The sequence below is a fragment of the Vibrio sp. 9-16B-A1 genome, from assembly GCF_056726165.1.
Genome location: NZ_JBSDZD010000006.1, coordinates 250,809 through 272,579, shown reverse-complemented (window position 1 = coordinate 272,579; position 21,771 = coordinate 250,809). Strand labels below are relative to the sequence as shown.

General features: G+C 55.1%; 13 protein-coding genes. 2 read left to right on the top strand and 11 right to left on the bottom strand.

The genetic code is table 11. The annotated features are described in order from the left end of the window. The first annotated feature begins 28 nt into the window (after nt 1-28). Both ACVB80_RS12400 and ACVB80_RS12395 read left to right on the top strand, forming a co-directional pair. A complete protein-coding gene (locus ACVB80_RS12400; protein ID WP_481081594.1) occupies nt 29-1,654 on the top strand; it encodes an ABC transporter permease in 1,626 nt (541 codons plus the stop codon). Further along, the gene (locus ACVB80_RS12395) at nt 1,654-2,682 is read left to right on the top strand and encodes an ABC transporter ATP-binding protein (protein WP_481081593.1); all 1,029 of its coding nucleotides are present in this window, start codon (nt 1,654-1,656) and stop codon (nt 2,680-2,682) included. Before ACVB80_RS12400 ends, ACVB80_RS12395 begins: the two co-directional genes overlap by 1 nt. Before the next feature lie 157 nt (nt 2,683-2,839). Here the strand turns inward: ACVB80_RS12395 and ACVB80_RS12390 are convergent, their stop codons facing one another. The 11 genes from ACVB80_RS12390 to ACVB80_RS12340 all read right to left on the bottom strand — a co-directional run bounded on the left by ACVB80_RS12390 (nt 2,840) and on the right by ACVB80_RS12340 (nt 21,661). Then, entirely contained in the window at nt 2,840-4,252 is a 1,413-nt protein-coding gene (locus ACVB80_RS12390; protein ID WP_481081592.1) for a phosphoglucomutase/phosphomannomutase family protein, read from the bottom strand. 262 nt (nt 4,253-4,514) lie between these two features. Continuing rightward, nucleotides 4,515-6,920 carry a glycoside hydrolase family 94 protein gene (locus ACVB80_RS12385; RefSeq protein WP_481081591.1) on the bottom strand — a complete coding sequence of 802 codons (2,406 nt, stop codon included), beginning with the start codon at nt 6,918-6,920 and terminating at the stop codon, nt 4,515-4,517. A 67-nt stretch (nt 6,921-6,987) separates the two neighbouring features. Next, nucleotides 6,988-8,892, bottom strand: coding sequence for a beta-N-acetylhexosaminidase (locus tag ACVB80_RS12380; protein ID WP_481081590.1), 1,905 nt, complete (start codon nt 8,890-8,892; stop codon nt 6,988-6,990). After that, nucleotides 8,893-9,783, bottom strand: a complete 891-nt coding sequence (locus ACVB80_RS12375; protein ID WP_481081589.1) for a glucosamine kinase nucleotide-binding domain-containing protein — start codon at nt 9,781-9,783, stop codon at nt 8,893-8,895. 6 nt (nt 9,784-9,789) lie between these two features. Next, on the bottom strand, nt 9,790-11,505 hold the full coding sequence (locus ACVB80_RS12370) for a glycoside hydrolase family 9 protein (protein ID WP_481081588.1): 1,716 nt from the start codon (nt 11,503-11,505) through the stop codon (nt 9,790-9,792). Nucleotides 11,506-11,562: 57 nt separating this feature from the next. Continuing rightward, on the bottom strand, nt 11,563-12,558 hold the full coding sequence (locus ACVB80_RS12365) for an ABC transporter ATP-binding protein (RefSeq protein ID WP_481081587.1): 996 nt from the start codon (nt 12,556-12,558) through the stop codon (nt 11,563-11,565). A 38-nt stretch (nt 12,559-12,596) separates the two neighbouring features. Continuing rightward, nucleotides 12,597-13,580, bottom strand: a complete 984-nt coding sequence (locus ACVB80_RS12360; RefSeq protein WP_481081586.1) for an ABC transporter ATP-binding protein — start codon at nt 13,578-13,580, stop codon at nt 12,597-12,599. Nucleotide 13,581: 1 nt separating this feature from the next. Next, a complete protein-coding gene (locus ACVB80_RS12355; RefSeq protein WP_481081585.1) occupies nt 13,582-14,607 on the bottom strand; it encodes an ABC transporter permease in 1,026 nt (341 codons plus the stop codon). 2 nt (nt 14,608-14,609) lie between these two features. Further along, nucleotides 14,610-15,596 carry an ABC transporter permease gene (locus ACVB80_RS12350; RefSeq protein WP_481081584.1) on the bottom strand — a complete coding sequence of 329 codons (987 nt, stop codon included), beginning with the start codon at nt 15,594-15,596 and terminating at the stop codon, nt 14,610-14,612. Between the two features lie 158 nt (nt 15,597-15,754). Next, nucleotides 15,755-17,431 (bottom strand): ABC transporter substrate-binding protein, encoded by a 1,677-nt coding sequence (locus ACVB80_RS12345; protein WP_481081583.1) that lies wholly within the window; start codon nt 17,429-17,431, stop codon nt 15,755-15,757. Between the two features lie 846 nt (nt 17,432-18,277). After that, entirely contained in the window at nt 18,278-21,661 is a 3,384-nt protein-coding gene (locus ACVB80_RS12340; protein ID WP_481081582.1) for a response regulator, read from the bottom strand. Between the last annotated feature and the right edge of the window lie 110 nt (nt 21,662-21,771).

Here is a 21,771-nt window from a genome sequence, read left to right as displayed (position 1 = left end):
CTGTTTTCCGCCTGAAGTATTAAGGCAAATGAAAGATAATAATACCGGATGGAAAACCAGCAGCTGGGGCGTTGCCCTTCTGCTGGTTTTGCCGATCCTGGCGATCTTCTGGATTGCCCTTGGTGAAACGGATGAGCTGTTTACTCATCTGCTTGATACCGTGCTGCCCACTTACACCTGGAATACCTTTGCGCTGGTATTTGGCGTGATGGCGCTGACCCTCGTGCTGGGCGTCCCCTGCGCCTGGCTGATGGCAATGTGCCGTCTGCCTGGCGACCGGATCCTGCAGTGGGCGCTGGTGCTGCCGCTGGCCATGCCTGGTTACATTGTGGGGTATATCTTTACCGACTGGTTCGATTTTGCCGGGCCAATACAGGTCTGGCTGCGTGACCTGACTGGCTGGCAGGGCGGTGATTACTGGTTCCCGGACCTGCGCACCCTCGGCGGGGCGATATGGGTACTGGCGCTGGTGCTCTATCCTTATGTTTACCTGCTTGCCCGCAGCGCGTTTATGGAGCAAAGCCAGACCCTTCTGCAGTCTGCCCGGCTTTTAAAATGCTCCCCTCTGCAGAGCTTTTTCCGTATTTCCCTGCCGATGGCCCGTCCGGCGATTGCCGTTGGCCTGTCGCTGGTGGCGATGGAGACGGTGGGAGACTTTGGCACCGTCAGTTACTTTGCGGTGAACACCCTGACTACCGCGGTGTACGACACCTGGCTGGGTTATTCTAACCTCAATGCCGCCGCCAAAATTTCAGCGGCTATGTTGCTGGTGGTGGTGCTGTTTCTGAGCGCGGAGCGCTACAGCCGCCGCCGTCAGAAGCTCTATCAGCATCAGTTCGATGACAGTGAAGATCAGCGTTATCAGCTCAGTGGCTGGCGCAGGTGGCTGGCCCTTGGCTGGTGTTGGGGACTGGTTGCGGTGGCCTTTTTGCTGCCGCTGGCCCAACTGCTCAGTTACTCCTGGACCTACTTCAGCCAGAGCTGGACCGAGGAGTTCCGGATTTTTGCGATTAACAGCCTGCAGATCTCAGTGATCGCGGCGCTGATTGCCGTTGCGGTGGCGCTGGTGGTCAACTTTGCCCGCCGCCTGCAGAGCTGCCCGCGGGCCCAGTATCCGATGCGAATTGCCTCGCTCGGTTATGCGGTGCCGGGTACGGTACTGGCGATTGGCGTGATGGTGCCCGTTGTCGGGCTGGACCATCTGGTTAACGATGTGGCCAAAGCTATGGAGTGGGGCAGACCGGGGCTGATTTTCTCCGGCTCTATGTTTGCGATTATCTTTGCCATGGTGGTGCGCTTTGCTGCGGTGGCGATTGGCAGTGTCGAGAGTAGTCTGAACAAAGTTCCGCCCAGCCTGGATATGGCAACCCGCACCATGGGTGCAGGGCCGGCTCAGATGCTGCGCCGGGTGCACCTGCCGCTTATCCGCCGCGGGATTCTGATCGCCATGCTGCTGGTGTTTATCGAGTCGATGAAAGAGCTCAATGCGGCCCTGCTGCTGCGCCCGTTCAACTTTGAAACCCTGGCGACCTATGTTTACAATTTTGCCTCGGATGAGCACCTTGAACTGGCGGCGATGCCGGCGGTACTGCTTGTTCTGGTTGGCCTGGTGCCGCTGATTATTATTAACCGTTCCCTTGAGAGGATTCACTGATGAGCAGTGCTTTAACCGTTTCCGATCTCAGCTGCCGTTATCAGCAGCAAACCATTCTTGAGTCTCTTTCGCTGGACGTGGAGCAGGGGGAGATCGTCTGTCTGCTTGGTGCCAGTGGCTGTGGTAAAACCACACTGCTCAAGGCGATTGCCGGTCTGTTGCCGCTGAGTCAGGGGGAAGTCCGGCTCAACGGTCAGCTGATGGATGACAGCGAACACTGGGTAGCCCCGGAGCACCGCAATATCGGGATGATCTTTCAGGATTACGCCCTGTTTCCTCACCTGACGGTTTCCGGCAATGTGGGCTTTGCCCTGCAGGATATGGAGCCCAAAGCGCGCCAGGCCCGTGTGGATGAGATGCTGGCTCTGGTAAAACTGGACGGGCTGCAGGAGCGCTACCCTCACCAGCTTTCAGGCGGACAGCAGCAGCGGGTGGCGATCGCCCGTGCGCTGGCGTATAAGCCGGATCTGCTGCTGCTCGATGAGCCGTTTTCCAATATCGATACCCAGGTGCGCCATCAGCTGATCGGCGAGATCCGTAAGATATTCAAGCAGCAGGGGGTAACGGCGATCTTCGTGACCCACAGCCGCGAAGAGGCGTTTGCCTTTGCCGACAAGATGGCGGTGATGAACCACGGGGTGATTGAACAGTTTGGCACGGCAGCCGAGCTTTATTACCGCCCGGCGAGCCGTTTTGTGGCGGACTTTCTCGGCGGTGGCAGTTACCTGCCTGCGCGCCGGATGGCTGACGGGGAGTTTGAAACACCGCTTGGCAAATTGCCGGCTGTGACCGGTGCCGGCAGTAAGCCGGGCAACGAGAAGGAGCTGCTGCTGCGTCCCCAGCAGGTGAAGATCTTTGCCCGCGAAGACGGTGAGTATAAGGTGCTGGAGCAGCAGTTTATGGGTGACCACTGCCGTTACGTGACAGATGTTGCCGGAGCCCGCCTGCTGGCCTGTTCAAATGAACCACTCAGCGTCGGACAAAAGGTAGGGCTGGAACTGGAACCAGAAGGTTTGGTGGCATTTTAAGGGGCAGAAATCTCCGTTCTGTTCTCGCTCCTCTCAGCGCCTCCCCCGCGCACCACGAACCACGTCCCGCGCAACCAAAAATAAAAAAAGCCCGGTGAAACACCGGGCTAATGGACCTATAGGGTGACGCTAAGGCGCCGGTCCGCAGTTCAGGGGCTCAGAGGGCAAGAAAGGCCTTCATCTGAGCAACCACCTGATCTGCAATCTGCTTATTCTCCATCTCAGCGAAAATACGCAGCAGTGGTTCGGTGCCGGAGAAGCGGGCGATTACCCAGCCGCCGTTTTTGAAGTAGACCTTGGCGCCATCTTCGTAGCTCACCTTCTCGATCTCATAATCAAACTCCGGCAGTTGTTTCTCAACATAGATGCGGTTGTAGAGCGAATCTTTTTGCGATGGCTTAAAGGTGCAGTCACCTTCTGCGGTGTAGGCGTAGCCGTAGCGCGCGTAGATCTCATCGAGCATTTCAGACAGCTTCTTGCCTGTCACACTGATCATCTCTACCAGCAGACTGGAAGCGAACACGCCGTCCTTTCCTTTGATATGACCGCGGATCGTCAGACCACCGGAGCTCTCACCGCCGATCAGCGAGTCGTCCTGCTCCATCTGGGAGCTGATATGCTTAAAGCCTACCGGTACCTCAAAGCATTTTTCACCGTGGTCTTCGGCGATCTTATCCAGAATATGGGTTGTCGCGATATTACGCACGACTGAGCCTTTCCAGCCTTTGTACTCCAGCAGGTAGTAGTAAAGCAGGATCAGTACTTCGTTCGGGTGAATAAAGTCGCCTTTTTCATCGATGATGCCAAGGCGGTCGGCGTCACCATCGGTACCAATACCGATGTCATAGCCTTCTGCGGCCACCAGGTGTTTCAGGCGATACAGGGTCGCGGCGCTTGGCGATGGCATCAGACCACCGAAGTCCGGGTTCTTACCGTCGTTGATCACGTCCACGTCACAGCGGCCGTTGATCAGAACGGTTTGCAGGGCGTTTTTCGCCACACCGAACATAGGGTCGATCAGCACACGCAGATTGGCGTTTTTGATCGCTTCAATATCGATGAAGTCCACAATCGAATCGACAAACTCGTTCATCGGGTTAATCAGTGCAATGGTGCCGCCTTCTACGGCTGATTCGAAGTCCTGACTCTTCACCTGATCATGACTGAGGGTGGCGATCTGCTCTTCGATCTTGGCGGTGATCACTTCGTCGGCGTCACGTCCGCCGCGGATAAAGACTTTGATGCCGTTGTAGTCGGCCGGGTTGTGTGAAGCGGTGATACAGGCCGAGTAAGCGCAGTTCATCTGCTTGGCTTTAAACATCACCACCGGGGTTGGAACAAACTTGTTGATCAGGCTGACTCTGATGCCATTGCCCGCCAGTACTTCTGCAAACCAGCGGCCGGCTTTGTCAGACAGAAAGCGGCGGTCATAACCGATCACAAAACCTTCGTCTGCCACTTCTTCTTTCAACATGATATTGGCGACGGCCTGAGCCACCAGACGTACGTTGTCTTTGGTGAACTCTTCACCGATAAAGGCGCGCCAGCCGCCTGTACCGAATTTGATCATAACGTATTCCTTACTAAAAAACGGTCCTGGGTTCTGGGGCGCTTCGCTTCGCGGTTCCCGGGGAGCGCGCTGAAATCCAGTTCCAAAAAACTGCAGTTATTGTTTGACTGCAGATACTAAAAAATCTCAATCTCTGTGCAGGACCCAGGACCCAGGACCCAGGACCCAGGACCCAGGACCCAGGACCCAGGACCCAGGACCCAGGACCCAGGACCCAGGACCCAGGACCCAGGACCCAGGACCCAGGACCCAGCCCATCGTCTTATCCCAATACCACTTCCACAGTATTTACTGAGCCTTCAGGCTGGATTGGCAGGGCGCCGGTGACCGGTTCGCCGTTCAGGGTCATGGAGGCTACGCCTTTGCTGACACCGTTCGGGTTGGTCACTTTGATCTGGTAAGTCGCGCCGCGCCACTGGCGGGTTACGTCAAAGCCAGGCCATTCTGTTGGGATACACGGGTCGATAGTCAGGCCATCGAAGCCGGCGCGTACACCCAGAATAAAGTTGGTGACTGCGAAGTACGCCCAGCCGGAAGTACCGGTCAGCCATGGGTGGTTGGCACGGCCGTGGTCCTGGTGGTCGCGGCCCATGATGAACTGCACGTATGAGTACGGTTCAGCGATACGGGTCTCAATCATGTCGTTCTGGTTGTATGGGTTCAGCGCGTCGTAGAACTTCATCGCGCGGTCACCACGGCCCAGTTTGGTCTCTGCCACCCATGCCCATGGGTTCGGGTGAGAGAAGATAGCGCCGTTCTCTTTCACGCCCTGGTAAACGCGGGTCACAAAGCCGATATCGTCGTTTGGCGTGGCAAATGACGGGGCGTTCAGGTGCAGGCCGTACTCGGAGTAGAGGTTTTCGTCTACCGCGTCCATCGCTGCTTCACCGCGCTCCTGAGAGGCCATACCGGACAGTACCGCCAGAGTGTTGGACTCCAGGTGGATACGGCCTTCGGTCTGCTGAGCGGTACCGATCTTGTCGCCGTCTTTGGTCAGGCCACGGATGTACCAGCCGCCTTCTTCGTCCCACAGGTGGGTTTCACACGCTTCGCGTACGTTAGCCGCCATTTCGCTGTATTTGGCTACGTCTTCGTCGCGGCCAAGGTGTTTCGCCAGGTCGATAAACTCTTCCAGTGCCCAGTAGTGCAGGAAGGAAACCATCGCAGATTCACCGCCGCCCAGGTTCAGACAGTCGTTCCAGTCAGCGCGCAGGCCTTTACAGATACCGGTCTGGCCAACGTATTCAGCCGAGAAGTCCAGCGCCGCTTTCATGTGGTCATATACAGTCGCATCACCGCCGTCTGCGTAAGGGATCACTTCTTCAAACAGGCTCTCTTCGCCGGTTTCCATCACGTACTTACAGATGGTCGGTACGATCCACAGGTGGTCATCAGAACAGGTATCTTTGATGCCGTGGATCTTGTCTTCATCAGAAGGGGTTGGTACCACGGTCGGAGATTTTGATGGCTCAACGTCTTCTTTTTCCGGATCGAACCAGTCAGGATCAAACAGGTGCAGACCGTAGCCGGCTTTCACCTGGCCGCGCAGCAGGTCGATAATACGCTTGCGGGTCATCGCCGGGTTGGCGTGCGGTACCGAGATGGCGTCCTGAGCGGTATCACGGTAACCCAGACCGGTACGGCCGCCGACTTCGATAAAGGAAGCAAAGCGCGACCAGACCACGCAGGTTTCCGCCTGATACAGGGTCCAGGCGTTGATCATGGTATCCAGACCTTCGTTTGGAGAAGATACCTGGAACTTGTCACAGCGCTCATCCCAGTGGGCTTTGATTTCAGCAAATGCCGCATCGACGGCTGCCGGGTCCTGGTACTTCTCACGCAGGCGCTCACCGTTGCCTTTACCGATACCCAGCACGTATGCAAAACGTACTTCTTCACCAGGCTGGATCACGAACTGCTTGTGCAGTGAGCCACAGTGGTTGTAACAGGTTTGCGCGCTGTTGCCACAGCGGCCCTGCTCAACGGCAATCGGGTTAGATTCATCGCGGTACAGACCCAGGAAGGTATCGCGCTGACCGTCGTAAGAGTCCGGGCTGAAGGTGGACGCCAGGTAGTAGAAACCTTCGAAATCATCGGTGTTGTAGTAGAGGTCGTACTCAATCACGCCTTCGCGGTATGCGGTACCGGCTGAGTAAAGGCTCATCTGGTGGTTCTGGTTGTCCGACGCGATGTGGCTGAAAGAGAACTCAACAAACGAGAAAGCACTGATGGTACGTGGGGTGTCTGAGGTGTTTTTGATCACCACGTCCCACACCTCTGCGTCTTCGCCTTTTGGTACAAACAGGGTCTTGGTCGCCAGGATGCCGTTGTAGTTACATTTAAACTTTGAGTAAGAGAGGCCGTGGCGCACTTCGTAGTCGGCTTCGTCCAGAGACTTGGCCACCGGCTGCCAGGAGATTGACCAGTAATCGCCGCTCTGGTCGTCGCGCAGGTAAACGTAATGTCCCGGACGGTCAAAGCTCGCGTTCGGGCGGAATTTGGTCACACGGTTGTATTCCGGTGAGTTGTAGAATGAGTAGCCGCCGGCATTTTGAGAGATGACGGTACAGAATTTCTCGGTGCCCAGATAGTTGGTCCATGGCGCAGGGACGTCTGGTCGGGAGATCACATACTCGCGGTTGTCGTTGTCGAAATAGCCGTATTTCATGGTTTTCAGTTCCTTTTTATGGGGGCGACATTGCTGTGGCCGCTGCGCCCGGTAATACTAATTTTGGTTACTTCCACGGGTTGCGATAGTTCACACCCAGGCGTTGTAAATGGGGTAAATGGCTTTGCAGGCGGGACAGGTAGTCCAGCCACTCTTTTTGCGTTTTGTCGGTCCAGCACACTTCAGCCATCGCAGACAGACGCGGGTTAATCATGTACTCAAAGCGCTCCTGGGTGTGGATGATTTCACACCACAGCGCACACTGGACGCCCCAGATGCGGTTACGCAGCGGGTCGTCTTCTGCCAGTGAGGCCAGTGGCTCATAGTGATAAGCATCCCGGATCGGCAGCGGATTGGCCCAGTCAACGCCTGGCTCTTCCGGTGCGTAGTCCTGAGTCATATCCAGGTAGGTGGTCTGGCCTGGCTGGAGCACCACGTCAAAGCCTTTGCGGGCACAGTTGAGCGCAGCGTCTTCATTCAGCCATGAGTAGATCACAGTATCCTTGCTGACCTTGTCGCCGTGCTGGGCTTCTTCCCACCCGAGCATGCGTTTGCCGAGGCCTTTGAGTTTCTGTTCCACGTAGCGCAGCAGGTGACCCTGCAGCTCTTTCGGGTCTTTGTAGCCGTGTTTTTCCATCATGGCCTGACATTTCGGGCTGTCGGTCCAGACACCATCCGGCACTTCATCTGCACCAATGTGGACGTACGGCGCAGGGAAAAGCGCGACCACTTCATCGAGTACTTTGTCGATAAACTCATAGGTGCCTTCCAGTGCAGGAGATAGCACGTTATCGGTGTAGTACTGAATGCTGCGGTACTGCGACTTATCTTCCGGGTCAAACAGCAGCTCCGGCAGGGCTTTCAGCGCTGCACGGCAGTGGCCGGGAATGTCAATCTCAGGTACGACAGTAATGCCGCGGACTTTGGCGTATTCGATCACATCGCGCACTTCATCCAGGCTGTAGTAACCGCCGTAGCGGCTGCTGAGGTGGCTGTACTGGGGCTCAATGGCCTCTTCCAGTCCGCGCCAGGCGCCGGTTTCGGTCAGCTGCGGGAACGCTTTGATCTCCAGTCGCCAGCCTTCGTCATCGGTAAGGTGCCAGTGGAAGTGGTTGAACTTGTAGCCTGCCAGCTGGTTGATCAGGGCTTTAACCCGCTCAACCGGATGGAAGTGGCGGGCACAGTCGAGCATCATGCCGCGGTAACGGTAGCGTGGTTTGTCTTTGATGGTCAGACACGGCAGCACCAGGTTGACCTGGGCAGAAGAAATCAGCTGCAGCAGGCTGGCCACTGCGTGGACAAAGCCCTGCGAGGAGCCTGACTCCAGGGTGATCCCCTGCTCATGGATACGCAGCTGATAGTGGCTGTTATCCAGGGTCGGGTTATGACGGAACAACAGCTCACCTTTTGGTGCCTGCGCCAGTTCCAGCCCGGTCAGGGTGGTCAGCTCTTCGCTCAGCCAGTTGGCTGCAGCGCCGGCCAGATCGGTTTCAATTTCAATCCGGTGAGCGGCGCTCAGGACAAAGTGGCCTGCTTTTCTGGTCAGCGACGCGGGTTTTGGGATCAGGGCCAGCTCAGCGCTGCTCACCTGAGGAATGCTTTCCCGCTCCTTATACGGCGTCGCCAGTACGATAGGGGTAATGTCGATATCATGACGTTCGCCATTGGCTTCCAGAAAAGCGTCATCCAGGCCATCGGTCAGAAAACGGAACGGCGCGGTGTTGATTTCGAACTCCACGTAATAGAGGTTATTAGCCTCAAGGGTATGCCCGGGCTCAGGTTTCAGACGGCAGTAGGTGCCGGTCTGAGTGATGCTGCCCTGGGTCAGGCTCTGAGGCTGGATGTAACGGTCGATCGCAAAATGCAGCTGCCAGTCGGTCAGCGGCTGGTCGCTCAGGTTATGAAGGGTCATCCCAAAGCGTGCCAGGTTGTCTTTGTCTGAAAGAACCGCGAGATCCACACGATATTTCATTTAATTATTCCTGGTTTGAAAAAGGTTGTGCTCAGGCTGGCTTGCCATCATCAACGCGCCTTCGATGGCGTCTGCTTGAGGGGTTACCAGCCACTGGCGTACCGGTGGGGCAAGCCAGTCTGTAATTCGTTCGCCTATGCTGCCCATCATGGCGATGCGCGTTGCGCCGCGCTGGTTGAGCGCGGAGAGGAACATCTCCAGATCGGCGGCTGTCTGTTTCAGCAGCTGAACTGCCAGCTCGTCACCTTCTTTGGCTAAGGCAAAAATTTCCGGGCCAAACTGACCATAGTCGCGCGGGCGGGCGGTTTTGGACCAGGCCACAATCGCATCCACGTCATGGTTAAAGTGCGCCATGACATGGCGGCTGAGTGCTGTTTTTGGGCGGATACCGTCTTCGGCCAGCAGTACCTGCTGGATAAGATGCAGGCCCATTACCGCGCCACTGCCCTGGTCAGAGATCGGGAACTCACGTCCGCCGACAACGTGCTGCTTGCCCTGACACAGCAAGATGCCACACGAACCAGTACCGGCAATCATGATGGCGCCGTCGTCTCCGCCGTGTGCGCCAAGGCAGGCACCATAAGCGTCAGTGTTGAGTACCATGCTGGCAAACGGGTGGGGAAGGGCCATAAACTCATACCACGCGCTCTGTTGTTCCGCGCCGGCAAGAGCCAGACCGACGTGCATCTGGCTGAGGTTGTCTTTGTTTAACCCGCCCTGCGTTGCAGCCTGAGTGATGGCGGCAACGATGGAGTCCATCGCTACCTGAGTGCCGAGCAGAATGTTGGCGCTGCCGGTTTTGGCTTCGCCGATAAGGTTTCCCTGCGCGTCTTTAACCCGCGCTCTGCAAGAGGTACCACCTCCATCAATCCCGACATAAAAAACTGTCATGATGAACTACTCCTCCTGAAGCGGACACTGGTCAAACTGAGCCATGACCGCCATTAACAGCCAAGCGCCGTGCGGGATCCACTGCTCGCCCCAGCGCCAGTTTTGTAACATATCGTCTTTTTGAGGCTCTGGATTGAAGGCGATGTCGTGCTCGTCTTCAAATCCGGCCGTGATCCCGTTACATACCCCGCCTTTGGCGTTGAAAAAGCCAAGCTCAGGCAGGTAGTCCGGGTTATTGAAACCTTTCCCGTCGAGCATGCACATGTCGTACGGGTTCAGGCCTAAAATCCAGTTCAGGCAGTGCTGGGCGTAGTGCCCGGCCTGCTCTGCAGTCTGTTCACTCAGCCAGGGTCTTGCCAGCCATCCCATGGTGGCCAGTGAACCCAGGCGGGCGTTTTCACCCTGCCACCAGTAACCGGTTTCGTTCTCCTGGGCGACAAAAAACGCGTCACGTTTGTCACCGGAGACGGCTTTGACGTACTGGCGCGGGTAGCTAAATGGGTTGGCGACCTGAGCGGTAATAGTCAGCTCAAAACGCACTGCGTTTTCAACGATTTCAGCAACCTGGCTCTGGCGTCCGCTGTCCGGCTCTGCTGCGAGGTATTCGCACAGGGCGATGACCGGCAGGCCGGCTTCGGCGGCGTGAAAATACGGGCGGGAGCCGTCGGCTGTCGCCGCCCAGTAGTGCTGCTGCTGTTCATCACTTTTCTGACGGGCACACAGGCGGGCAGCCCACTGTTGGCTTTCTGCCAGGTAGCGCTGTTCGCCCGTGGTGCGGTGCAGCTCTGTGGCCGCCATCAGTGCGCAGTACTCATCGATGATGTTCTCCTCTCCATCATCGAGGTAGCGCAGGTTGTTCTCCTTTAAGTGCCGGTAACCCAGCTCTGCGCAGTGCAGATATTCCTGGCTGGTGTACTCACCGTGTTCGCCAAGGCGTGCTGCACGGGCGAGGGCGGCGATGGTGATACCACCACCCTGACGAAAACCGGCCTGATAATCGGCGGTTTTATGCCCCTGCTGGGTTTCGTAGGCACAGATCTCCCGTTGCTGTGTGTCTTTGCTCCATTTGTCAAAGACAGTGGTATAAAAGAAACCCTCCGGGTTTTGCATACGAACCAGAAAATCCGCGCCAAACAGCGCTTCTTCTTCCAGTCTTACCCGGGAAAATGCTGCAAAGTCGGAGCGCTCCTCCAAAAGCTCCAGGCCTTTCAGCATGTTCCACACCACCATGGGTGTCTGCTGAGGGTTAAAGAAATTTGCATAAGAGAGGTGGGTCAGGTACTTACTGACATCGCCGGATGCGTCGTACCAGCCACCGCGTACGTCTGCGGTCTCATCGCTGCCAAACACGGGAACCTTCTGGTCCTGACGGTCGAATATTCCGCCACAGCGCTGAGATTTGAAGTAGTGCAGCAGATCTGAAAAGCAGTGCTGCATCGCCAGTCCCGTCCCGATCTCAAATGGGTGGGAGTGGCAGCCAGGGCCGCGCAGGTAAAAGCGGCCAGGCTGACAAAAAGAAGAGAAATCGACGCAACAAAACGCGCCCTGGTGCCAGTTATCCACCAGACCTGGCTCACCGGCAGTGAAGGTGTCCAGAACCTGGCGGGTATCAGCACAGACCAGCTCAAATGGCTGTGACGGGGCGGGGGTATTTTCAAGCAGGATCACTGCCTGTTTGTTTCCCTGCGTTTCGTAGCCAATATGGTTGGTTAAAATTTGCATCTCTTTCTCCGTATCGCAAAACATGGGGCCCGCAGGCCCCGCGAAATTTTCGTACTGTTAGTTCTCGTACAGGTAGCAGCGGACAAAGTGGTTATCCGCCAGCTGGGTCACTTCCGGCAGTTTCTCGCGACACTTGTCAGTGGCGTGAGTACAGCGGCCGGCAAACGGACAGCCCACAGAATCCGGTGTCCACAGCGGGATTTCCCCTTTGTTGCCTTTCAGCTTTTCGTGGATGGATTTTTTCGGATCCGGCACGGCAGAAACCAGCAACTGGGTGTACGGGTGCTGAGGGTCGTGGATGATCTCTTCGGTATCACCCCATTCCACCATGTGACCGACGTACATCACCGCCAGGTCTTCAGCGATATAACGCGCTGTCGCAATATCGTGGGTGATGTACAGCAGGGACATCTGCTTCTCGAACTTCATCTCTTCCATCAGGTTAAGAACACCTGCGCGGATAGAAACGTCCAGCATCGAGGTAGGCTCATCCGCCAGTACCACTTCTGCACCAACCGCGATGTTACGCGCCAGGTTGACACGCTGACGCTGACCACCTGAGAGCTGGTGCGGGAACTTGGCCGCGGTCTCTTTTGGCGGGATCAGGCCTACCTGCTCCAGCAGATCGTAAACGCGCTCTTCGATCTCCTTCTTGTTACGCGGATCCACTTTTTTGTGGATGATCAGCGGACGCGCGATATGGTGGAAGATGTTGTGGGTCGGGTTCAGCGAGCCAAACGGGTCCTGCCATACCATCTGCACGCCTTCACGGTAGTGCATGGTGTCTTTACGGCTGGTGATATCCTGGATATCACGGCCTTTGTATTCGATCACGCCACTGGTTGGGGCGTACATCTTGGCGATCATTTTTGCAGTAGTGGATTTGCCCGAGCCGGACTCACCGACCACAGACAGACCACGGCTCTTGTACATCTTGAATGACACGTCGTTGATGGCGCGCATCATTGGTTGTTTGAGTGCGTTACTGGTGATCGGGAAGTCTTTAACCAGGTTTTTCCCTTCTACCAGCAGTTCGCCTAAATCTTTGCTCATAATTGTCTCCAGAATCTTGTTACCACGGCCAGGGTGTTTTACACCTTGGCCTGAGCGATCGGCTCACCATACAGGTGGCAGTTGGAAAAACGGTTCGCTTCGATTTCACGCAGGCAGGTCGCGGTAGAGCGGCATGCATCGTGAACCCGGTCACAACGGGCCTGGAAGCGACAACCTTGCGGGATTTCCAGCAGGTTGAGCGGGTTGCCCGGAATACCGGTCAGCTTGGTCTTCGGACCTGTGAGCGGCGGGAACGAGCTGCCCAGACCACGGGTGTACGGGTGGTATGGGTTGTCCAGGATCTCTTTTGAAGGCGCGACTTCAATCAGTTCACCCGAGTACATGATGCCGATGCGGTCCGAGAACTCGACCATCAGCGACAGGTCGTGGGTGATAAACAGGATTGAGAAGCCGAACTCCTCTTTCAGTGCGTAAATCTTTTGCAGGATCTCGCGCTGTACCACTACATCCAGTGCTGTGGTTGGCTCATCCATGATGATCATCTTAGGATTCAGAGCCAGTGCGATGGCGATAACCAGACGCTGACGCATGCCACCAGAAAACTGGTGCGGGTAGTCGGTCAGACGGCTTGGGTGGATATCAACAATCTCCAGCAGACCTTCTGCGCGGCGGCGGGCCTGTTCGCGGTTCATATTGGTGTGACGCATAATCACATCGCAGAACTGCTCTTCCATGGTCAGTACCGGGTTGAGGGCGTTCATCGCACTCTGGAATACCATGGACATCTCGCTCCAGCGGAATGCCTGCATGCGCTGGTCGCTGTATTTGAGGATATCTTCACCGTTGAAGATAACCTCACCACCGGTGATAAACGCTGGCGGCTTATGCAGGCGCATCAGGGAGAAGGCGACGGTGGACTTACCACAGCCCGATTCCCCTGCCAGGCCGAATACTTCGCCTGGCGCAATATCAAAACTTACGTTGTTACAGGCGCGCACGTCGCCTGCGTCGGTAATGTAATCCACACAAAGGTTGCGGATGGAAATCAATGGTTCAGTCATGTTACTTATCTCCGCTCCATAGTGCATTTTGTGGCGGCATTTCAGGCTCACGCTCTTTGTGATCCTTCTCAGCCAGCTTCTTCCAGCGCTTCATGCCTTTGTGAGAGCGCAGCTGCGGGTTGGCAATCTCATCGACTGCGAAGTTAAGCAGCGCAAGGCCGGTAACCAGCAGGGTCAGGGCGATACATGGGCCAATCAGTTCCCACCATGCGCCGATCAGCATCGAAGATGAAGTCTGTACGTTGTACAGCATGATGCCCCAGCTGATGGTGTTCGGGTCACCCAGACCCAGGAACGAGATGATCGCTTCCATCATGATGGCGTACATCACCGAGCCGATGAAGCTCGCACCCACGATTGGGATAAGGTTTGGCAGAATCTCAACAAAGATGATGCGCCATGAAGATTCACCCAGAACTTCTGCAGCTTTTACAAACTCTTTCTCACGCAGTGCCAGGGTCTGGGAACGGATAACCCGCGCGCCCCATGCCCAGGAGGTACAGCCTATGATGATGGCTATCGTCAGTGGCCCTGCCTCACCGATAAATGCAGCCAGTACGAACAGCAGCGGGTACTGAGGTATTACCAGCATGATGTTCATCGCTGCGGTGAGAATGTCATCCACCCGGCCGCCGAAGTAACCTGCTGAGATACCGATAACGGTCGCCAGGAAACATACCGTCATACCAGCACCGAAGCCGACAGACAGAGATACACGCGCACCGTAAGCCAGCTGAGACCATACGTCACGGCCCATACGGGTGGTACCCATTACGTGGTCTGCTTTTTTCGACATGATCAGGGTGCGGCGGTCTGTTGCCAGATTTTCAGCGACCCAGCCATTCGGGTTTTCCTTGGCTGCTTTCACTACGAAACCAGGGTATTCGTGCGGGTTACCGGTACGTTTGTCCGGGGCGTGCTTGGTAATCAGCGGCGCACAGATTGCAACGAACAGGAAGAAGCTCAGGATCACCAGGCCAATACGGGCTACCGGGTTACCGACGATCAGTTTAAATAGATCTTTCATGATTATTTGCCTCCCTTGCGCAGGCGAGGATCCAGCACGACATACAGCATGTCTGCCAACAGGTTAAAGAACAGCATGAACAGAGTCATGATCAGCAGCTGACCCTGAAGTACCTGGTAGTCACGCGCGTTAATCGCATCCAGCAGGACTTTGCCCAGACCCGGGTAGTTAAAGATGATTTCAACAATCAGCTGACCACCGATGGCCATACCCAGCGACATGGACAGTGCGGTTACACTTGGCAGCAGGGCGTTACGCGCAGCGTAGTTGAATACCACACGGTTTTCGCTCAGGCCCTTACCTTTCGCCATGGTGATGTAGTCTTCTGCCAGCAGGTTGATCATGTTGTTACGCATGTTGACCAGGAAGCCACCTACCTGAACAATGGATGCACAGAACAGAGGCAGAACGGCGTGGTAGGCAACGTCTTTGATAAACTCCCAGCTGGTCCAGTCAGGAATGTTACCTGCGGTATAGGCGTAGCCGGTCGGGAACCAGCGCAGGCCGATAGCGAACACGAACAGTGTCAGCATGGCGATAACCACCTGAGGCACCGCCTGAACAATCAGCATGCCCGGAGTGATAAAGGTGTCGAATTTACTGCCGCGTTTCCACGCCGCAAAGATGCCGAGAATCGAGCCCAGCGAGAATGAAAGAATTACCGCAGAGCCAGCCAGGAATAGTGACCAGCCAAACGCGTTGCCAAGAAGCTCATTTACGCTCAGCGGGTAGAATTTGATTGAAGTGCCCAGCTCCCAGCTCAGGATGCTTTTAATGTAGGTCAGGTACTGGACGAAGATTGGTCCGTCAACAAAACCCAGCAGTTTTTTCATTGCCTCGATACGTTCAGGGGTTACCTGAGTCGTGGCGTTGGCAAACATCATGGTGACCGGATCACCAGGCATTGCCCTTGGTATTATAAAGTTCAGAGTGGCTGCAAACAGTAACGCCACCAAATAGAACGACAAACGTCTTAGAAAATATCCCATAACTTTTACCTTACTCACCCAGTTTTTTACCTGATCCTGGAACCAGGACGTCCTTTTTCAGAACGAGTCATCCCCTGACGTCGAGCGCCATACCTTGCAAAAGGAGAGGGGGAGTTTTGAAAGGCGGTGCACCGGAGTGCACCGCGAGGAGTAGCGTGTTACTTAACTGGTTTCAGGTCCAGTACGTGTAGCAGACGCTCTGGGATACCAGCCCAAATGTTTGGACGACCCTTAGGATTCTTCTCGTTCCACCAGCCGGTGAAGCGTGAAGTGTTGTACTGGTACATGTATGCGCCAGACATTACAGGGATGGTAACCTGGTTAGATGCGATGATCTGCTGGATGCCGTGAGCGATTTCCAGCTGCTCGTTCTTATCCGCAGTCTTGTAGAAGCTGTCCAGCAGGCTGTCCAGTTTCTTGTCCGTGAAGAAGTGCATCGCGAAACGTGGCATACCCGCACCTTTCTGAAGGTTTGAGTTGTATGCACTGTTCCAGTACAGGTGTGGATCCGCGCCGTGGAAGTAGTTGGTGTAAGCTACGTCATACGTACCTTTAACCATTGCTTCGTTGTAAACCGCGAACTCAGGCGTACGTGCTTTCGCGTTGATGCCCACTTCCTGAAGCTGTTCAACAGCCAGCTGTACAGTGTTGTTGAAGTCAGTCCAGCCGTTTGGCGATTGGATCAGCAGCTCGAAAGTCTTACCAGTTGGAGTTTCAACGAAACCGTCACCGTTCACGTCTTTAAAGCCAGCTTTCTTCAGAAGCGCTTTAGAGCCGTCAGCGTTGTAGGTGTTGAACTTCTTATACTGGTTGTGAACTTTCTCATCAGACCATGCTTCGAACGCGTAGCCCAGACCAGATGCGAAGTCATTCACAGTACCGCCACCGTAGAATGCGATGTCGATGATAGTCTGACGGTCGATAGCCATAGAGAACGCGCGACGGAAGTCTACGTTAGCCAGTGCTTCGTTCTTGGCAGGATCAGGGTTCTTGAAGTTAACTACGAACGCCTGAGTACCTGATGGCGGGTACCAGTACTGGTGGTTAGGGCTTGCAGCCGCGTAAGTACGGTCGATGTCAGGAATGAACGATGAAGTCCAGTCCAGCTCAGAGTTAACCACTTTACCCAGCAGCTGGTCGTTGTTTGCGATCTGTGGAACGCGCAGACAGTCAACTTCCAGGTTGTCGTTATCCCAGTACTGAGGGTTACGACACTGGATGTACAGCTGAGGAGTGAAGGTGTCGATTTCGGTGAAAGGACCGGTACCAACAGGGTTTTCGTTGGTGAATGCCGCAGGCTCTTTCACTTTAGACCAAACGTGCTCAGCAACGATTGGTACCAGAGAAATTTCGTACGGTACGTTAGAGTTTGCTTCAGTCAGACGGAAGCGTACCTGGTACTCATTCAGACGTTCAACACTAGATACCCACTTGTTGATACCACGCTGATCCAGATCTGGGTTCTCTTTCAGAAGCTTGTAAGAGTAAACCACATCATCAGCTGTGAATTTCTCGCCGTCAGACCACTTAACGCCTTCGCGGATGTCGAAAGTAACGCTCATCAGGTCATCTGACATGCGGAAATCTTTCGCCAGACGCATAACAGGCGTATTACCGTGCATTTCGTTGAATACAACTAAAGGCTCGTAGATAAAGTCAGTTGTCGTACGAAGGTTAGTAGGCAGGTACGGGTTGAAGTTACGTACCATTGTAGGGTAGAAGTCCGGTACGATAGTGAGTTCACTACGTTCTGCGGCTGATGCGACTGGGGCAACCGAGGTGGCTGCGGCAATCACTGCAGCTGCCAGTGCTGTCTTCTTAATATTGGCAAGCATAGCTGTTCCTTACTCATTGCTTTTATTTCACTAAATGAATGTGAATGTCATCAATTGATAAACACTCCCCACTGACTATCCCAACTTGAGTCCAACCGTACTGCATCGGGCAGAAGTTGGGTGGCCTATAGCCTGTGGTCATGGCTAAGAAAACACCCTGCTAAGCAAATGGTCAAACGAATGTTCCGTTAAAAACGTTAAAACCCCGAATGCCTACGTTATTTTCGTTAAATCCTGCTTTAGCTCTATGAAGTCCGGCAAAATTGGTGGGTCGATGTGGCTCACAAAAAATGGGCCATGTCTGTGTTGATGTTGGTGGTTGCTAACTATATAGGGTAATTATTTAAAGGTTTTTTATTGTGGAGTGTCAGTATGGTGATCCATGTCAACCCACGCCGGCTCCGTCAATTTATAAGGAAAAAATAAATTCGACAAATTGTTGTGATTGGCTTCGCAAAGCGAACACATTCTCTCCACTGAAGCGGTCATTTGATCGTTTGCGGAGCCCAAAACAGCCTCTGTATGCTTTGTTTAAAGGGGTTATTTAGTGTGGAAAATTAACCTTTTTGTCACCGGGTGTGCGCAGGAGATTCAGAGGTGGCAGGAAGGGGGTGGAGGGTGTGGATATCAGGGCGGCAGGGATTGATTAGGGGGCGAGGTTACGTGGGACGAGAAACGGGGGAGTGAAGAGAGGTCCTGGGTTGACAGGTCCTGGGAGTTGGGAAAGGCTGCCAGCACCCAGCACCCAGCACCCAGCACCCAGCACCCAGCACCCAGCACCCAGCACCCAGCACCCAGCGTCAAAAAAGCCGGTCACAGGACCGGCTCAGAGGTTGATTTAAGGACTTACTGCGTCAGCAGCCGCTGCAGTTGGTCACGCAGGCTGATGAGCCTCTCACGCTGATTAGTGGCGCCGTGGCAGTGTTCCAGGATGTAGTCCATGGAGTTGAGCACGGTGCGCCAGCGTGGTGTTTTCGGCAGGGTTTCCTGACGCAGGTACTTGTCCAAGGTACGGGTTTGCAGGGTGCTGCGGTCGAGATATACCCGCCATAATCCGCTCTGCTCGGCAAAGGCGAACTTGGTCTGGCCGGTGTCGCTTTCCCAGTACTCCAGCGCTGTGGTCATGGCATCGACCAGAATCTCCCGCATCAGTTGCTGTTTGTTGCCACTGCGGTCACCGACTTTATCCGCCAGACGGGTAAACTCACCACCGAGCTCTTTGAGCTCCTGCAGCTTGTTTTTGTCTCCGTCAAAGGCGTAGCTCGACAGCGCCTCAACAGCGGTTTCCAGCTCCTGAATACGCGAGGTATTGGCACCAATTCCGGTATCGAATATGTACATGGCCTGGATTTCGTTGCCTTCAGGCATCTGCAGGATGTCACTGGAGTAACTGCAGCGTTTGTCTTCGATAAACAGGTCGACCTGGCCGCAGTAGTGTTCCTGTTTTACATCCAGGAACTTAGGGGCTATCAGTTCATCAGCACGGCTGCGTTTAAGCTGCTCGCGGCTGCGTCTGAACAGTTTACTGGCGGCCTGGTTGGCAAAGTGGATTTTGTGGTTCAGATCCAGACACAGAATGGCTTCCGGGGCGTTTTCCAGCTGCTCCAGCAGGCGTCCCTGGGTTTCGAGCAGGTTGGCTTCCACCAGCGCCCGCTGTTTCAGCTCGTTCTGCAGCGCTGTGTTCTCAAGCCTGCGTGTTTCGGCTTTACTGGCCTGAAGGTGCGCTTTAATCCGTGAAGCAAGTTCCAGCTTGTTAAACGGTTTGGTCAGGTAGTCGTTGGCCCCGGCATCAAAGCCGCGGACCCGGTCGTTGGTCTGGCTCAGGGCGGTGAGCATGATCACCGGCAGTTCTGCGTGGTCAAAGCGCTGACGTAACTGCTCACACACCTGGTAGCCGCTCATGCCCGGCATCATCACATCGAGCAGCAGCAGTTCCGGCTTTTCTTCATCCAGCAGTTCAAGGGTTTCCGGGCCATCGGCGGCGGTTTTTACCCGGTAGCCTTCCATTCTCAGGAAGCTGTCGAGGATCTGGCGGTTAACCGGCTCGTCGTCGGCGACGATGATCAGCTGGCCATCGCTGTTTTCCGGCAGAGAGTGACTTTCCTGCTGGGCTTCGCTGAGCTCTGGAGCCTGGAAATGTAAGTGTTCACTCTGCTCTCTGGCCTGTGAAATCTGATCATCGCTTGCCAGTGGCAGTGAGAAGCTGAAAGTAGTGCCAACCATAGGCTGGCTGCTGACGTACAGCGAGCCGCCCATCAGCTCGACCAGCTGGCGGCTGATAGACAATCCAAGACCGGCGCCCTGACGGTAGCGGTTGGCGTCCTGGCCGGCCTGGATCAACGGTTCAAAGATCATATCCAGCTGCTCTGCCGGAATGCCGTGACCGGTGTCTACCACCTGTACCCGGATAGCATCATCGAGCAGGGTGGCAGAGATAACGATCTTGCCTTCAGAGGTGTACTTAATTGCGTTGCCGACCAGGTTATACAGCACCTGCTCCATGCGCTGGGGATCGGCGCTGACCAGTGGCAGTTCGCTCGGGACCTGGTTGATGATACGGATTGACTTGTTACCCAACAGGTGCTGGGAGAGCTCCAGTACCAGCCGCGTGGCGTTGGACAGGCTGACGGCACTGGTCTGAATATCCAGGCTGCCGTAACGCATCTTGTGGTAGTCGAGCAGGTCATCGACCAGGGTCGCCAGCCGCTGACCACTGTTGATAATGATGTCCAGCTGGTGGCGCTGGTTGGCCGGAATAGGACCGTTTGCGCCTGAAATCAGTGCTTCTGCAATGCCTATCATGCCATGCAGAGGGGTGCGCAGCTCATGAGAGGTGGTGGCCAGAAACTCATCTTTAAGTTTATTGGCAACCTGCAGTTCGTCGTTTTGCTGGCGGATGATCGCCAGGTTGTTTTCCAGCTCTTCATTCTGGGTCCGGATCAGCTGGATTTTTTCCCGGATCGAACGTTGCATCCTGGCAAAAGCCACCGCCAGGCGCCCGATTTCGTCTTTGCGCTCGGTGGTAAACAGGTCATCCTGCAAATCACCCGCAGATACCCGCTCAGCCGACCAGGTTAGTTTGAGCAGTGGTGAAGTGATGAAGTTGGAAAGATAGTGAGAGCAGATAAATACCAGCACGATAGCGATCAGCATCACCACCACGAACAGTTTCTCCAGCTGATGAATACGTGCGTAAGCAACTTTTTCCGGCAGCTCGGTAACCAGCGCCCAGGTGATGTTGCGCAGGCGCACTGGAGCAAAGGCGGCGATGATGCTCTCACCATCCGCGTTCCTGAAGGATTTTACGGCTCTCTGTCCGCCCAGCGCGGCCTCTATGATGCTCAGGCTGTTATCTATCTGCTGCTGGTTGTTGGTCAGCAGGCGAGGACGAAGATCCTCACCGGCCAGCAGGTTAGTGATTTCATTATTGCCTTTGCCCTCATCGAACAGCGGCAGCAGCCGGGTCGCGGGCATTCTGAGCAGCGCATAGCTGTGCAGGTATCCCTGCTGAACGATTGGGGCGGCGAACCAGGAAACCTGTTCACCGTTCTCTTCGCTGAAATCCGAAATAAGGGTTGGGATTTCATCGTTGGCCAGGTCCAGCTGAGCCACCACGTCACGCAGGGCGCGGTAGGTTTTGCCGAGGTTGGAGTCTTTATACTTACCGGTTACCAGGCTGGTACCGAAGTTATCGTCTTTTTTAACGGAATAGGCTACGTTGCCGTCTACGTCGACCAGCAACAGGTCGTCAAAGTCTGAGCGTTTGAGCAGCTCGATGTAGGCCCAGTGGTAGCGCTTGTGCAGCAGGCGGTAACGCTCGCTGCCCACGTAGTCCCCGGACTCGGGCAATACCGAGGTCTTGACCTGGTTTCCTGAGCCAGTGACATAGCGTTGCTGGGCGTGTGCCCGGGCTTTTTCGATGTTTTCTCCCAGGTTCTGGAAGGCATTAACCAGACCGTAGAAGCGGCCGCCACTGGCGTAAGCCAGTTCTGAACGAACAAAACCTATCAGTTCAGATTCTTTGGAATAGAAGAAGTCTGCCAGTTGCTGTTGCTTACTGTCCCGGACGGAAATCAGGTGAGAGGTGCTCTGCTCCTCCAGGTCCTGACTGTGTGACTGAAGGAAAAACAGTGCCAGAACGGTGAGCGGGATAATACTGAGCGCCATAAAGGCGACCATAAGGGTGTGCTGCAGACGTTTGAATCTCTGTTTGCGATGGAACTTAAACATATATGGTACTCAATGCTTCCAAATGCAATCGGTGTCGGATGGTGATCCGATCCACTTATACGGTGTTTTTTTTCATTATCAAGTAAGTCAGCAGAATTTCGTGGAAGGCG

Coding starts and splice junctions, on each gene's coding strand:
- ACVB80_RS12400 (WP_481081594.1), top strand. CDS start 29: ATGAAAGATAATAATACCGGATGGAAAACCAGCAGCTGGGGCGTTGCC.
- ACVB80_RS12395 (WP_481081593.1), top strand. CDS start 1,654: ATGAGCAGTGCTTTAACCGTTTCCGATCTCAGCTGCCGTTATCAGCAG.
- ACVB80_RS12390 (WP_481081592.1), bottom strand. CDS start 4,252: ATGATCAAATTCGGTACAGGCGGCTGGCGCGCCTTTATCGGTGAAGAG.
- ACVB80_RS12385 (WP_481081591.1), bottom strand. CDS start 6,920: ATGAAATACGGCTATTTCGACAACGACAACCGCGAGTATGTGATCTCC.
- ACVB80_RS12380 (WP_481081590.1), bottom strand. CDS start 8,892: ATGAAATATCGTGTGGATCTCGCGGTTCTTTCAGACAAAGACAACCTG.
- ACVB80_RS12375 (WP_481081589.1), bottom strand. CDS start 9,783: ATGACAGTTTTTTATGTCGGGATTGATGGAGGTGGTACCTCTTGCAGA.
- ACVB80_RS12370 (WP_481081588.1), bottom strand. CDS start 11,505: ATGCAAATTTTAACCAACCATATTGGCTACGAAACGCAGGGAAACAAA.
- ACVB80_RS12365 (WP_481081587.1), bottom strand. CDS start 12,558: ATGAGCAAAGATTTAGGCGAACTGCTGGTAGAAGGGAAAAACCTGGTT.
- ACVB80_RS12360 (WP_481081586.1), bottom strand. CDS start 13,580: ATGACTGAACCATTGATTTCCATCCGCAACCTTTGTGTGGATTACATT.
- ACVB80_RS12355 (WP_481081585.1), bottom strand. CDS start 14,607: ATGAAAGATCTATTTAAACTGATCGTCGGTAACCCGGTAGCCCGTATT.
- ACVB80_RS12350 (WP_481081584.1), bottom strand. CDS start 15,596: ATGGGATATTTTCTAAGACGTTTGTCGTTCTATTTGGTGGCGTTACTG.
- ACVB80_RS12345 (WP_481081583.1), bottom strand. CDS start 17,431: ATGCTTGCCAATATTAAGAAGACAGCACTGGCAGCTGCAGTGATTGCC.
- ACVB80_RS12340 (WP_481081582.1), bottom strand. CDS start 21,661: ATGTTTAAGTTCCATCGCAAACAGAGATTCAAACGTCTGCAGCACACC.